The organism is Aquabacterium sp. (assembly GCF_048860245.1).
GTDB lineage: Bacteria > Pseudomonadota > Gammaproteobacteria > Burkholderiales > Burkholderiaceae_C > Aquabacterium.
This window is the reverse complement of the sequence record NZ_JBLIZW010000096.1, coordinates 19822-33146: the sequence shown is the minus strand read 5'-3', so window position 1 is coordinate 33146 and position 13325 is coordinate 19822. Positions and strand designations below refer to the sequence as shown.

The 13325-nt window shown below is 63.1% G+C and carries 15 protein-coding genes and 1 riboswitch; of the genes, 7 read left to right on the top strand and 8 right to left on the bottom strand.

From position 1 onward, the window contains the following. Positions 1-53 precede the first annotated feature (53 nt). Positions 54-548 carry an NTP transferase domain-containing protein gene (locus tag ACMV18_RS11200; protein ID WP_420817909.1) on the bottom strand — a complete coding sequence of 165 codons (495 nt, stop codon included), beginning with the start codon at positions 546-548 and terminating at the stop codon, positions 54-56. 287 nt (positions 549-835) lie between these two features. Here ACMV18_RS11200 and pdxH point away from each other — a divergent pair, with 287 nt between their 5' ends. Further along, positions 836-1486: a pyridoxamine 5'-phosphate oxidase gene (gene pdxH, locus ACMV18_RS11195; protein WP_420817908.1), complete on the top strand. Its 651-nt coding sequence runs from the start codon at positions 836-838 to the stop codon at positions 1484-1486. A 6-nt stretch (positions 1487-1492) separates the two neighbouring features. Here the strand turns inward: pdxH and msrA are convergent, their stop codons facing one another. Continuing rightward, the gene (gene msrA / locus ACMV18_RS11190; protein WP_420817907.1) at positions 1493-2062 is read right to left on the bottom strand and encodes a peptide-methionine (S)-S-oxide reductase MsrA; all 570 of its coding nucleotides are present in this window, start codon (positions 2060-2062) and stop codon (positions 1493-1495) included. A gap of 57 nt (positions 2063-2119) precedes the next feature. Between msrA and ACMV18_RS11185 the strand changes: the two genes are divergently transcribed. Next, complete coding sequence (locus ACMV18_RS11185; RefSeq protein ID WP_420817906.1) at positions 2120-2995, top strand: YdcF family protein; 876 nt, start codon at positions 2120-2122, stop codon at positions 2993-2995. 208 nt (positions 2996-3203) lie between these two features. Here ACMV18_RS11185 and ACMV18_RS11180 read toward each other — a convergent pair whose 3' ends face one another. Continuing rightward, positions 3204-4793 (bottom strand): UbiD family decarboxylase, encoded by a 1590-nt coding sequence (locus tag ACMV18_RS11180; protein WP_420817905.1) that lies wholly within the window; start codon positions 4791-4793, stop codon positions 3204-3206. A gap of 410 nt (positions 4794-5203) precedes the next feature. Here ACMV18_RS11180 and ACMV18_RS11175 point away from each other — a divergent pair, with 410 nt between their 5' ends. The 3 genes from ACMV18_RS11175 to nrdR all read left to right on the top strand — a co-directional run bounded on the left by ACMV18_RS11175 (position 5204) and on the right by nrdR (position 8228). After that, positions 5204-6139 (top strand): lytic transglycosylase domain-containing protein, encoded by a 936-nt coding sequence (locus tag ACMV18_RS11175; protein WP_420817904.1) that lies wholly within the window; start codon positions 5204-5206, stop codon positions 6137-6139. A gap of 55 nt (positions 6140-6194) precedes the next feature. Next, positions 6195-6338, top strand: a riboswitch (ZMP/ZTP riboswitch). Between the two features lie 59 nt (positions 6339-6397). Continuing rightward, positions 6398-7648, top strand: a complete 1251-nt coding sequence (glyA, locus tag ACMV18_RS11170; RefSeq protein WP_420817903.1) for a serine hydroxymethyltransferase — start codon at positions 6398-6400, stop codon at positions 7646-7648. A 94-nt stretch (positions 7649-7742) separates the two neighbouring features. Then, complete coding sequence (nrdR, locus tag ACMV18_RS11165) at positions 7743-8228, top strand: transcriptional regulator NrdR (RefSeq protein WP_374255942.1); 486 nt, start codon at positions 7743-7745, stop codon at positions 8226-8228. A gap of 9 nt (positions 8229-8237) precedes the next feature. Here nrdR and ACMV18_RS11160 read toward each other — a convergent pair whose 3' ends face one another. From ACMV18_RS11160 to ACMV18_RS11140, 5 genes are read right to left on the bottom strand one after another with little or no spacing between them, the layout of a single operon-like run. Next, the gene (locus ACMV18_RS11160; protein WP_420817902.1) at positions 8238-8690 is read right to left on the bottom strand and encodes a type IV pilin protein; all 453 of its coding nucleotides are present in this window, start codon (positions 8688-8690) and stop codon (positions 8238-8240) included. Next, positions 8687-9436: a hypothetical protein gene (locus ACMV18_RS11155; RefSeq protein ID WP_420817901.1), complete on the bottom strand. Its 750-nt coding sequence runs from the start codon at positions 9434-9436 to the stop codon at positions 8687-8689. The genes ACMV18_RS11160 and ACMV18_RS11155 overlap by 4 nt, the downstream gene beginning before the upstream one ends. After that, the gene (locus ACMV18_RS11150; protein WP_420817900.1) at positions 9433-10290 is read right to left on the bottom strand and encodes a PilW family protein; all 858 of its coding nucleotides are present in this window, start codon (positions 10288-10290) and stop codon (positions 9433-9435) included. The genes ACMV18_RS11155 and ACMV18_RS11150 overlap by 4 nt, the downstream gene beginning before the upstream one ends. Before the next feature lie 6 nt (positions 10291-10296). Then, positions 10297-10800, bottom strand: coding sequence for a type IV pilus modification protein PilV (gene pilV, locus ACMV18_RS11145; protein WP_420817899.1), 504 nt, complete (start codon positions 10798-10800; stop codon positions 10297-10299). Further along, positions 10788-11336, bottom strand: coding sequence for a GspH/FimT family pseudopilin (locus tag ACMV18_RS11140; protein WP_420817898.1), 549 nt, complete (start codon positions 11334-11336; stop codon positions 10788-10790). The genes pilV and ACMV18_RS11140 overlap by 13 nt, the downstream gene beginning before the upstream one ends. Positions 11337-11466: 130 nt before the next feature. Between ACMV18_RS11140 and ribD the strand changes: the two genes are divergently transcribed. After that, positions 11467-12603, top strand: a complete 1137-nt coding sequence (gene ribD / locus ACMV18_RS11135) for a bifunctional diaminohydroxyphosphoribosylaminopyrimidine deaminase/5-amino-6-(5-phosphoribosylamino)uracil reductase RibD (protein WP_420817897.1) — start codon at positions 11467-11469, stop codon at positions 12601-12603. A 34-nt stretch (positions 12604-12637) separates the two neighbouring features. Beyond that, positions 12638-13273 carry a riboflavin synthase gene (locus ACMV18_RS11130; RefSeq protein ID WP_420817896.1) on the top strand — a complete coding sequence of 212 codons (636 nt, stop codon included), beginning with the start codon at positions 12638-12640 and terminating at the stop codon, positions 13271-13273. The last annotated feature ends 52 nt before the right edge of the window (positions 13274-13325 follow it).

Here is a 13325-nt window from a genome sequence, read left to right as displayed (position 1 = left end):
AATCCGGGGCCGGGTTTTAACGGGGCGCCATCAGGGATATTACGGGGCGTTGTTTAACGGGTTGCCTCCGCCGCTTTGAGATGGGCGGGTGCACCCAATGGGGCATGAACTTCGAGCGACATCACGACCCCCGGATCGCTCACCACAACGGCTTTGGATGGGTAGCGGGCTTGCAGTCGATGCAGGTCGCGCTCCCCGCGCAAGCTGATCAGTTCAGAGAAGAATTCCGATGAGAAGCCCACCGGGCGCCCCCTCTGGCAGCGGTACTCCGTGTGGGCAATCGGATGTTGGTGCATCACGGCATCGGCCAACTGCGTCAGTGTGGTGTGCTGCGGTTGCGGCATGTCGGCGGGCAGCAGAATCCAGGCCGGTGCATTGGCGCTGGCCAACACAGCTGCGCTCAGGCCCTGAACCAGGATGTCCTGCGACGTGTAGTCGTTGCTCCACATGCCGGGCAATGTGATCAACTGATCAGGGGGAAGACTGGTCTGCGCATGGGTGGTGATGCTGGTTGGTCCGACCAGCATCACGTGCATGCCGGTGGACATACCGCAGCGCACCATCTCGATGGCGGGCACCGAATCGTGGCGTGAGTGTGGTTCATGCTGGTGGATGCCCTCGGGAGGCAGCGCAGCATGTTTCCTTGGCCAACTGCATGGGTCGGCAAGGATAATGAGCGTGGGCAAGGTAGACATGTTGGCTGTCTCTGGCTGTGCTACAAACTGTGACTTGTTTTGTTGCGCCGCACCACCGCACCATCACTTAGGTGCATACCCGAGACAAGGTTTGATCCGGGTCATTTTGGGTGTGAATGAAGCCGATTGATACTCAAACTATGAACAAAACACCTCACGATCTCGCGCAAATGCGCAAAAGCTATGAGCGGGCTGAACTGGACGAGGCGCATGTGCGTTCCGAGCCGCTGGAGCAGTTCCACCATTGGTTTGATGCCGCCATGCACGCCAAGGTGCTGGAGCCCAATGCCATGACGCTGGCAACGGCCGATGCGCAGGGGCGGCCTTCGACGCGTGTGCTGCTCCTCAAGGGGGCTGATGAGCGCGGTCTGGTCTGGTTCACGAATTACCAGAGCCGAAAGGGGCAAGATCTGGCAGCCAACCCCTATGCCGCGATGCAATTCTTCTGGGGCGAGCTGGAGCGCATGGTGCGCATTGAAGGTCGGGTGGAGCGGGTCAGCGACGCCGAGTCAGACGAGTATTACCAAAGCCGCCCCTTGGGGTCACGCATTGGTGCGTGGGCTTCTCAGCAAAGCGCCGTGTTGCCCAACCGGGAAGTGCTGGAAGAGGCGTGGAAGGCGCAGCAGGCCAGTCTGGGTGACAACCCTTCTCGTCCCGCGCATTGGGGTGGGTTCCGCCTCATCCCGGACCGTTGGGAGTTCTGGCAAGGGCGCCCCTCGCGTTTGCATGACCGGATCGAATACCGTCTGCAAGCAGATGGCACGTGGCTGACGCAGCGTTTGGCTCCCTGAATCCACTCAGGCGTCCTGGAGCCAGTTGCCGAAGCGTTGCCGAAAATGGGCCACCTTCGGCGCGACCACATACACGCAATAGCCTTGATGAGGGTTGCGTTCGGCGTAGCGGGCGTGAAAGGCTTCTGCCGGGTGATAGTTGGTGACGGGATGAACCTCCGTCACGATCGGTGCGGCGAACGCGCCTGAATCGGTCAAGCGTTGGATGACGCCTCTGGCCTGTTCGGCTTGCTCGGGAGAGTGGGTGTAAATGCCCGACCGGTATTGGGTGCCGACGTCATGCCCTTGTCGATTCAGTGTGGTCGGGTCATGCGTCTCGAAAAACACGGCGAGCAAGTCTGTAAAGCGGATGACAGCCGGATCAAAAGTGATTTGCACGACTTCTGCGTGCCCTGTTTCGCCGCTGCACACGTCTTCATAAGTGGGGTGCGGGTGGTGGCCGTTGCTGTAGCCAGATGCCACCTCCAGCACGCCCTTCAGTTGACTGAACACGGCCTCCATGCACCAAAAACACCCCCCCGCCAGCGTGGCGAGTTCGTGACGTGTCGCGGTGGCCTGTGAGCAGTTTGTTTCCATGGGTGTGCAGCTTGTGCTTAGACTGAGGGCGTCTTCAAGATTGCAGGAGAAGTGTCCATGACGGATTGGGCCATCTACAAGCCCCTTTTGACGGCGCTGGCTTTGCCGCCCGTCCCCTTCATTCTGCTGACCTTGGTGGGGGCTCGACTGATCTTGCCGCGACGAGGTTTGGGGTATCTGTTTGTGCTGTTGGGCTTGACGGGGCTTTGGTTCTCGTCAGCCCAGGTCACGGCTGTGTGGTTGCAGCAGTTTGTGTTGAAGCCGCCTGAGGCCTTGCGGGGCGAAGCACTGGAGAGATTGGAGCAGGCGGGGCGAGGTTCGAACAACGGCCGCAAATCCACGCGTGCAGGGGCGGTCGCAGGTGCTGCGCCGCAGGCCGCCATCATTGTGTTGGGCGCGGGGCGCGAGCCGATCTCTTACGAGTATGGCGTGTCCGATTTGACGGCGCCAGCGGCCCAGCGTCTGCGATACGGTGTGTGGCTGAGTCGACGCACCGGCTTGCCCTTGGGGGCCAGCGGCGGCATTGGGTGGGCTCAGGTTGGCGGCAACCCCGGTCCGGCTGAAGCTGAAGTGGCGGCGCGCATTGCTGATCAGGTCTACGGTGTGCCGATGAAGTGGGTTGAACCGCATTCCAGCGATACGCGCGGTAATGCGGCCTTGACCGTGGCCATGCTGGCGCAGCAGGGCGTGGCGGAAGTCGTGGTGGTGACCGAGGCCTATCACATGCGCCGTGCGCATCGTGCTTTTGTCGAGGCGGTGCAGACGGCTGCGGTGGCTCACCCAGAGTGGCCGGTCATCAAGGTGACCGATGCCCCGATGGGCTTTTGGCGGCGCACGGAGCGTCCGGGCTTGGACTGGTTGCCCTCTGCAGAAGGCATGGCGCGCGTGCACCTGGCCCTCAAGGAGTGGCTGGGATGGGTTGTGGGAAGCTGAAAACGAAAACCCCCGGGCTAAGCCGGGGGTTGGAGCGGCGCGCGGGCCGTCCGAGGAAAGGGTAGAGGGGAAAGTCCACCACTTCCCAAGACGCAGGAGACTGCGTCCCTTTGATGTACCTGCTTGGCAGGTGTCTCCAGATTAGGGGATGGGCGGCTGCCACGCAAGGGCTGTTACACGGTTGTGAGCGACCTTGCGGGCATATTGCTCACTTTCCTGTCGGACCGAGGATGCTGCCCACCAGCGCCTCGACGCGCTGCTCCACGTCGGCGGGCATGGTGATGGTGCGTCCCCATTCCCGGGTGGTTTCGCCGGGCCACTTGTTGGTGGCATCCAGCCCCATTTTGCCGCCCAGGCCACTGATGGGTGATGCGAAGTCCAGGTAGTCGATGGGCGTGTTGTCGACCAGCGTGGTGTCGCGCACCGGGTCCATCCGTGTGGTGATCGCCCAGATCACTTCTTGCCAGTCCCGGATGTTGACGTCGTCGTCCACGATGACGATGAACTTCGTGTACATGAACTGACGCAAGAAGCTCCACAGGCCGAACATCAAGCGCTTGGCGTGTCCCGCGTAGGCCTTTTTCATGCTGATGATGGCCATGCGGTAGCTGCACCCTTCCGGCGGCAGGTAGAAGTCCACGATCTCGGGGAACTGCTTTTGCAGGATGGGGACGAAGACCTCATTGAGTGCCACGCCCAGTACGGCCGGCTCGTCAGGCGGTTTGCCGGTGTACGTAGAGTGGTACACCGGGTTGTGCCGGTTGGTGAGTCGGCTGACTTCGAACACCGGGAACCAGTCTTGTTCGTTGTAGTAACCGGTGTGGTCGCCAAACGGGCCTTCGAGGGCGTGCAGGTAGCCGCCGCGCTCCATGAGTGGCACGCCGTGCTCACTCACGCCCTTGAAACCGGCGGGCGCGGTGGGAATATGGCCTTCCAGTACGAACTCGGCGCTGGCGGGAACCTGCAGGTATTGGTCGTCTTCGCCCACGGCGGTGTTGACCACCTCGGTGCGGCTGCCGCGCAGCAAACCGGCAAACTGGTATTCACTCAAGGAGTCGGGGACTGGGGTGACCGCGCCCAAGATGGTGGCGGGGTCGGCGCCCAAGGCGACCGCAATCGGGAAAGGCTTGCCGGGATTGGCCAGTGCGAACTCCCGGAAGTCCAGTGCGCCACCGCGATGTGCCAGCCAACGCATGATCAGCTGGTTTTTGCTGATGAGTTGTTGGCGGTAGATGCCCAGGTTCTGTCGGCGGCGCGGGTTGGGCACGCTTTGAGGCCCCCGAGTCACCACCAAACCCCAGGTCAGCAGGGGGGCCGCGTCATCTGGCCAGCAATGTTGGATGGGAAGCTCGGTGAGGTCGACCTCACAGCCTCGGCGGATTTCTGCCTGGCAGGGGGCGCTGCGGCTGGTGCTGGGCTTCATGTCCCACAGCGCCTTGGCCATTTGCAGCAACTTGCCGGTGTCTTTCAGGCCGCGGGGGGGCTCGGGTTCTTTCAGGCTGGCCAGGATGTGCCCGATGTCGCGCAACTCACTGACATCGCTGGCGCCCATGCCCATGGCCACGCGCCGTGGCGTACCGAACAGGTTGGCCAGCACCGGATAGTTGTAACGCTTGGGCGGGTTGGTGCCAGTCGCCCCGGTGGGTTGTTCGAACCACAGCGCGGGGCCGCCCGCCCGCAGGATCTTGTCGCTGAGTGCGGTCATCTCGAGGTGAACGGAGACCGGAGTTGCCACGCGCCGCAACTCTCCTTGCTTTTCCAAGCCGGACACGAAGTCCCGCAAATCACGGTATTTCATCTTCTGAAGTTATAAGACTTAAAGTCTTTATGCTTGACTGGTTATTACAGGCTTGCCTAGAATCCGCCCTCGTTGGACCCGGTCACATTTTTTTACCGGGTTTCCCCTTGTGCCTCATCTAAGAGGCGCAACGCTGCCAGCCCTGGCGTTTTATTCGGCCTGTTGATGTAGACGGGTCATGTCGTGGTGGTGCGATCGCTTTTGCACGGCGCGCACCATTGTTTTGCCGGGGCCATTATCACTGCCGCTTTCGGAGTTGTCGCGCTGGCCTGGTCCAGCCAGACGGTGAGGAGGGCGATGGCGAGGAAAGGAGAACCATGACAGCGTGTGTTCGTGCAGCGGATGGCCAATCGGTCGCCGCGAAATCGACAGAAGTGTCGAACTCTGTAAGGGCCCGACCCAGTCAGCGCATGACTTGGCGCGGGGTGGTGTCACTTTTTTTGCAAGACGTGTTGACGGGCATGCGCCGTGTCAGCCACAACGCTTTGGCCATGTTGGGCCTGGTGGCGGTCGTGGCTGTGGTGTTCCTGGCAGGGCGCGTGGACGTGCGCCACGGCCTGGAGACCCGTGTGTTGAGCTGGTTGACCGAGCGTGCTGCGGTTCGCGCAGGCGCGCAGGCGTCTGCAGATGGTCAAGAGCCGGATGAAGTCTTGCTGGCCATGGCGGAGCCGGATGCGATCCAGCGCGCCACAGCCGCCAACCCGGCTGACCTGAACCGTCAGCAGGCGAATGTGGCGTACTGGCTGGCGCGTCGCTACAGCGTGGCCCCGGAGCCCGTGAGCCGCTTGGTTCAAGAGGCGTGGGACGTGGGCCGTCGCGTGGGCGTGGAGCCCACCTTGGTGCTGGCCGTGATGGCGGTGGAGTCGGGTTTCAATCCCTTCGCGCAAAGCCATGTGGGTGCCCAAGGCCTGATGCAGGTGATGACCCGTGTTCACCATGACAAGTACCAGATCTTTGGTGGCATGGCGGCGGCGTTTGACCCCGTGACGAACTTGCGTGTAGGCGCTCAGGTGCTCAAGGATTGCATCCGTCGTGCGGGCAGCCTGGAAGGTGGACTGAAAGCCTATGTCGGCGCAGCCAACATGGCCGACGACGGGGGCTATGGTGCCAAGGTCCTGGCCGAGCGCGCCTTTTTGCGTCAGGTCGCAGCTGGCCAGAAGGTCGCTGTGAACTCGCCTTTGCCGCAAGCCACGCCGATTCAGGCACTGGTGCAGTCGCGCGGTGCAGAGCTGGATGCGGAAGCACAGCACGGCGCACATGGCACCCCCGAGGCGCATCAGCCCGAGGGTGGTCCCTCTGCCCCCAGCACCCGCCAAGTGGAGCACGTGGCGCTGCTGGCGCCTTGATCCTGTTTGTCTGAAAGCGTGACTGGCGCGAAAACGGGCCAGTCCGCTACAATTCTTTCTGCTGCGCGACTGGCGATACATGGCATAGCTTTTCTGTTCAGAGAAGCGATGCCTGAGGTGGTGAACCACCGGGAAGCGCGGCCAGCCCTAGGGGCTTCCAATGCCTGGGCTGAGTCAGCCGTTCGCCTGGGCAGCCCTCACACCTGATTGATGAAATCAGTGTTGCGGGACTTCAACCTTGAAGAGGACTGCCAAGTCATGTTTGACCGAGCCCAACATACCATTGCCAACGTTGACCCCGAGCTGTTTGCAGCCATCCAGGCTGAGAACCAGCGTCAGGAAGATCACATCGAGCTGATCGCTTCTGAAAACTACACCTCGCCGGCCGTGATGGAGGCCCAAGGCTCCCAACTGACCAACAAGTACGCTGAAGGCTATCCTGGCAAGCGTTACTACGGTGGTTGCGAAAACGTCGACGTGGTCGAGCAACTGGCCATCGATCGCCTGAAGGCCCTGTTCGGTGCCGAATACGCCAACGTTCAGCCTAATTCCGGTTCGCAAGCCAACCAGGCTGTGTTCTTTGGTCTGCTGCAACCTGGCGACACCATCATGGGTCTGAGCCTGGCTGAAGGTGGTCACTTGACCCACGGCATGCCGCTGAACATGTCTGGCAAGTGGTTCAACGTGGTGTCCTACGGTCTGAACGCCGCCGAAGACATCGACTACGACAAGATGGAAGCGCTGGCTCGCGAGCACAAGCCCAAGCTGATCATTGCTGGTGCGTCGGCCTTCGCGCTGCGCATTGACTTCGAACGTTTTGGCAAGATCGCCAAGGAAGTCGGCGCCTACTTCATGGTCGACATGGCCCACTACGCCGGTCTGATCGCTGCGGGTGTGTACCCCAACCCCGTGCCACACGCTGACGTGGTCACGTCGACCACCCACAAGAGCCTGCGTGGTCCTCGTGGCGGCATCATCCTGATGCGCGGCGAAGAAATCGCCAAGAAGATCAATTCGGCCATCTTCCCTGGCATTCAGGGTGGTCCACTGATGCACGTCATCGCTGGTAAGGCCGTGGCGTTCAAGGAAGCGGCATCGGCTGAATTCAAGGCTTACCAACAGCAAGTCGTGAAGAACGCTGCTGCCCTGGCTGACACGCTGACCCAGCGTGGTCTGCGCATCGTGTCGGGCCGTACCGAAAGCCACGTGATGCTGGTGGACCTGCGTCCGAAGAACCTGACCGGTAAGGAAGCGGAAGCCATCCTGGGTCAGGCGCACATCACCTGCAACAAGAACGGCATCCCCAACGACCCGCAGAAGCCTTTCGTGACGTCGGGCATCCGTCTGGGTTCGCCCGCCATGACCACCCGCGGCTTCAAGGAAGAGCAAGCGGTGCTGGTGGCCAACCTGATCGCTGACGTGCTGGACAATCCTCAGGACGAGGCTGTCATCGCCCGCGTACGCTCGCAAGTGGCTGAACTGACCCGTCAGTTCCCTGTGTATCGCTGATTGACGCTTTCGCTTTAGCGATGCGATGAACCCGGCCGGGGCCTTTGGTCCTTGCCGGGTTTTTTACAAGTTACAGACAGAAAGTACCGACGCCATGCGCTGTCCGTTTTGTGGACACCTGGAGACCCAGGTTGTGGAAACCCGTGACTCAGACGAGGGAGATTCGATCCGCCGTCGTCGCAAGTGCCATGGGTGTGACAAGCGTTTCACCACCTACGAGCGCGCCGAAATCGACATGCCCGCCATCGTCAAGCGGGACGGGCGCCGTACGGACTACGACCGCGCCAAGCTCAAGGGCTCGTTGATGATTGCCTTGCGCAAGCGGCCCGTGAGCGCGGAAGCGCTGGAAAGTGCGCTGGAGGCCATCGAAGCCAAACTGCGCCAGTGCGGTGAGAAAGAAGTCAACTCGACCCAGTTGGGGGAGTGGGTGATGCGCGAACTGCGTAAGCTCGACAAGGTTGCCTATGTGCGCTTCGCTTCGGTGTATCGCAGCTTTGATGATGTCAGCGAGTTTGTGGCAGCCATCAAGGAAACGGGCACCAAGCGTTCGACCAAAGACGCTGCGGGCGAAGAAGACTGATGGTTCGCGCTAGCGGGCGCACAGGCTGGCCGCGGCCGCGCCTGTGTGTCGCAGGCGCAGCAGTTCATCCACGGCGAGGGTGCCGCAAGGATCATTGCGCATGGGGCCAGAGACCTCGGGTACGGCTTCGATGTTGAAGGAGTGCGCGCTGATGCGCGCGACGCGCAGTCGATACACAGCATCTCCATGAGCGGGTGTCTGGCGCAAGGTGGCGGGCAGGCTGATGGCCTCCCCGCCGCGCGAGTCATCCAGTCGATGTTGCATGGCGTGCAGGCGCAGCAGGTGATGCGCCGCTTCGAGCAGGGCACGTTGCGCTTCCACGCGATGGCCCCGTGCCAGATGGCGCGCATAGCTCGGGTAAGCCAAGGCAGACAGGATGCCCACCAGGGTGAGCGTGACCAGTACTTCGGGCAAGGTCCAGCCCTGACGGTGTGTGCGGGCTGGTGAGGTTGGCAAAGTCATGGGCGAGGCGGGTTGATCAGCACGCGCCAGGCCAGTCTTTGCGGGCGTGGCGTTGGGGTGGCAGAGGTATCTGGTGCATCTGCGGGTTCTGCCTCTGAAGGGAGCGTCACCGATTCGTGGATGCGTATGGCACTGGCTGCCGAGGGCGCCTCGGTGGCGGCAGTCGGCGCGGGTGGCTCGGTCGGCGAGGATGTGCCGTCGGGGCTGGTGGGGGCTTCAGCGGTGTGAGCTGTCGGCACGCGCCAGACGGTCTGGAGCCACACCACGGTGCCGCGGTCGGTGTGGCCGGTTCGGCTGGCGACGTAATCGGGGCTGAAGCCGCGCGCGGTGATCCACAGCAAGGGTTGCGATGCGTTGATCGTCCATTGCGCCATGCATTGCGGTGGCGGGGCAGTAGGGGCTGTGACCTCAACCGTGTGCGCCCGATAGGCTGGGTGACTGGGCAACCAATGCGCCATCGTTTGCCATGTCGGGGTGCTGGAGGGCGGGATTGGGGTCATGCGAGCCGGACTGCTCATCGCTGCCGTTTCGCAGTGGCGCAGGGCTTGTTCGGCTGCCGCGTGCGCCAGGCTTTCCATGCGGATGTGCTGGCTGACGAGGTCACCTTCGATGGCCTGGCGCATCATGCTGGCAGCGCCCAGGCTGAGCAGGGCCAGTACCACGAGCACCACCACGAGGCTGATGCCCTGTACCGAGGGCGGTGTTCGCGGTCGATGCGTGTGGACGTTGGAGTTTGGGGCTGTCATGGCGCGACATTGGGAAGCAGCGTGGTTTGGGTGTAGGTGCGATACAGGTGTGTCGTGGGTGCGGTTTGCGTGTGGCCTTCACAGTCCTGGTAGGTGGTCGGTGCCTCGGTGAGCGGGGTGAGGCTGCGAATCAGCAGGCAGATGCGAACGGCACGCACCCGCTGCCAGCGGGCATCGCCGACGGGGCCCATGTCGTGTGGAGACAGGTAATGCGCCACTCGTGCAGGACCTGATGAGGCGGCGGGTGCTGCGCTCAATCCCAGTTGAATCTTCATGTCCAGAATGTTGTCCAGCATCGGCTGCGCGGGGCCCAGACCAGGGCCTTTGCAGCGCAAGGCACCGGCCTTGACCGCGAAGCGGTTGTCGACCCAGGTGCGGGAGCGGGCGTCTGGCGTGTCGGTGGGAGCTGGGTCGACGTGGTGCCCCAGGCAGTCTGTGGGTTCGCGGTCGACGGTGGGCAGCGTGTTGTGGAGGTCGGCTTCGTAGCGCACGATCAAGGCGTCGGGGCCGCTCGTGTCGAGGCAATGCCACTCGCTCATCGGTGCGGCCTCGGTGTCGGCGCTGACCCCGCCTTGGCAGGCGAACAGTGCCATGGGTCGTGAGCCGAGGCTTTCGTCGGCAGGCATCTGCCAGCCCGCAAGCGACAGGTGGTGGCGCAGGATCTGGTGGGCCAAGCTGGCGTCTTCGCTCATTTGCGCCAATGCGCGTGCGGTGCGCTGTGTACGTTCGCTGCCCCACAGCAAGCCCAGGGCCGCGGCGCTGATGAGCAGCCCCAAAGCCAGTCCGATCATCAATTCAGGCAGGGTCATGCCTTGCTGGTGCCGGGCTCGATGGAGGATGCTGGCTGCGCGCATGTCAGCTCACCATGGGCTTTGCAGGTGGATGCATTGCGCCCCTGCGGGCAGGGTGTGGCCTGGTGGACACGCCACGCCGGGCGAGCCATTGCTGTCGCTGCCTTGCCATGCAATCCACACATCAATGCCCTCGGCATGCAGTTGCACTTGGGGTGTCCCGTCGCTGACATGTTGCTGCAGGGCCTTGAGCCATTGGCGCAGATCGGCAGCGGCCAGTTGGGCGTGTGTGCAGTGGGTGTCGGCGTGCTGGCAGGTGATGTGGTCGGCTGCATCGGCCAATCCCGCATCGGGGTTCAGATAAGGGCTGTGGGACAGGTCTTCGGGCGGATTGGCGCGGATGCGTGCCACCAGGTCTTGTGCCAGCAGCGTGGCGGCAATGGCCGATTGGCTGTCATGCCCATATGCCAGGGCGCGTCCTTGCATGCCCAGCATCCCGACCGCGCCCATCGACAGCAACACGGTCGACACCAAAGCTTCGATCAGGCTGCCGCCTCGGTTCAGCTGGCGCATGGTGCCTCCTGAAGCCGGATTCGTCCGGACGTGGCCACGCGCACGCACTGTGCCGCCGCAGCCTCAGCCATCGTGGGGGAGACATCAAAGCTGCTGTTGTCGGCCAAAGCCAGTCCGCTGGCCGTGAAGCTCACGCTGGCTTGGTTGGAGGGGAGGGTGATGGTCACGCCTCCCTGCCCGTCTTGAACGGCAATCAATCGTTCGCCCTCATCCCATTGACGAGGGGTGGCGCCTTCGTCGACAAACACCAGCCAGCCTTGGGACCAGTCTCGGGTGCGGGTCTGGCAGCGGGGTGCGTCGGGGGTGCCGACTGCCGCACAAAGGCTCACCCGTTGACCTCGTCGGATGGCTTCTGATCGTGCCAGCCGCAATGCCGATGTGAGTGCGCTGGCCTGAAGGGCCACCGTGTGCCGGGCCACCCAGCGGTGCAAGGGCGGCGTGGCAAGTGCGGCCACAATGGCCAGGATGCCGAGTGTGCACAGCAACTCCACCAAGGTCCACCCTCGCTGGCGCTGTTTTCCATGAGTTGTCATCATGGGCGCGCATTGTTGTGCGGTCGTTGTGGCTTGTGTGCAGGTTTCCCCCAAAGGAATGATGGGCCTGCGTCAAAATCGTCACGCCCCGCCGGGGGATGGTTCAGAGCAAGGATTGGGTGTTGAAACCGTGATGGAACGTGATGTGCATATCAGCCGCGCCGTGGCGTTGGCGCGCCAGGCCGTGGGGCTGTCAGATCCCAATCCCCGTGTGGGCTGTGTGTTGGTGGGGCCGGATGGGCAGGTGATTGGCGAAGGTCACACGCAGCGGGCCGGTGGACCGCATGCCGAGGTCATGGCGCTGCGTGATGCGCAGGCGCGCGGGCTCAGTACGGTCGGCGCAACGGCTTATGTGTCACTTGAACCCTGCTCGCACCATGGGCGCACGCCGCCTTGTGCCGATGCCTTGGTGCGCGCCCAAGTGGCGCGCGTGGTCGTGGTCCTGATGGATCCGAATCCCTTGGTGTCGGGGCAGGGCGTGGCGCGACTGCGCGAAGCCGGCATCCAGGTCGAGACCTTGTCGCCGCAGCATCCGCAAGCGGTGGCGATGCGCGAACTCAACATGGGTTTCCTGTCGCGCATGGTGCGTCAGCGGCCATGGGTGCGCATGAAGATCGCGGGGTCCCTTGATGGTCGCACCGCGCTCGACAACGGCGACAGCCAATGGATCACCGGCGATGCCGCTCGGGCGGACGGTCAGCGTTGGCGCGCGCGGGCCGGGGCGGTGCTCACGGGCATCGGCACCGCCTTGGATGATGACCCCCGCCTGGATGTTCGGGTGATCGACGTGGCGCGTCAGCCCTTGCGGGTGGTGCTGGATTCACACTGGCGCTTGCCGCCCCAGGCGCGCTTGCTGCAAACACCGGGTGAGGCCCTGGTGTACGGCTTGGCCGACGAGGCTGGGCGCGATGCCGCGGCGCAGCGGCACGCCCTGCTGGCCATGGGGGCCTCGGTTCACACCTTGCCGGCAGACGCCTCGGGGCAACATGTGGACTTGGGAGCGGCGATGGCCGATCTGGTGCACCGTGGGGTCAACGAGTTGCACGTGGAGGCCGGGGCTCGGCTGAATGCTGCGCTGATTGAGGGGGGGTGGGTCGACGAATACCTGCTGTACGTGGCCCCGAAACTCATCGGCCCAGGGCGCGGTTTGGCGACCCTGTCGCCCCTGGCCCGCGTGGCCGATGCGCTGACCTTGCGATTCCACTCGGTCGAGCAAGTGGGCGAGGACCTGCGTATCATCGCCCGACCGGACGGGCGCGATCAATTCTGACGTTCGTTCTTCTTTTCGATACAGGTTTGTACACATGTTCACCGGCATCATCACTGGCGTAGGCCAGATCGTGGATTCCCAACCCCTGGGCTCGGACGCCAGCCATGGTCGTCGTCTGACCTTGCAAACCCCTGCAGGCTATCTGGATGGTGTGGGCTTGGGCGACAGCATTGCCATCAATGGCGCCTGCATGACCGTGACCAGCTTCGATGCGGCCGCAGGCCGTTTCACCATCGACGTGTCGGCGGAAAGCCTCGCACGCACGGTGGGGTTGGACCGCACGGGGCGCGTCAACATGGAGCAAGCCCTGCGTTCACACGACCGTTTGGGCGGCCACATCGTCACCGGTCACGTCGATGATGTGGGTGAAGTCGTGGTGTTCGAGCCAGTGGGCGAGTCCTGGCTGCTCCAGATCCGTGCCCCGCAGACCCTGTCGCGCTTCCTGGCGTACAAGGGCTCTGTCACGGTCAATGGTGCCAGCCTGACGGTCAACAGCGTGGCAGATGACGCCAACGGTAGCTGTGTGTTCAGCATCAACCTGATCCCGCACACCATCGAGAACACCGCTTTGGGTGACCTGAAGGCCGGCGCGAAGGTGAACCTGGAGGTGGACCTCATTGCGCGTTATGTGGAGCGCATGTTGCGCGCCGACGGCAAGCTGGGTGCCTGAGGGGCGTTGCTCACCGTGTGAAACAGGCCAAATCGGGAAGATTAGGCCTGAT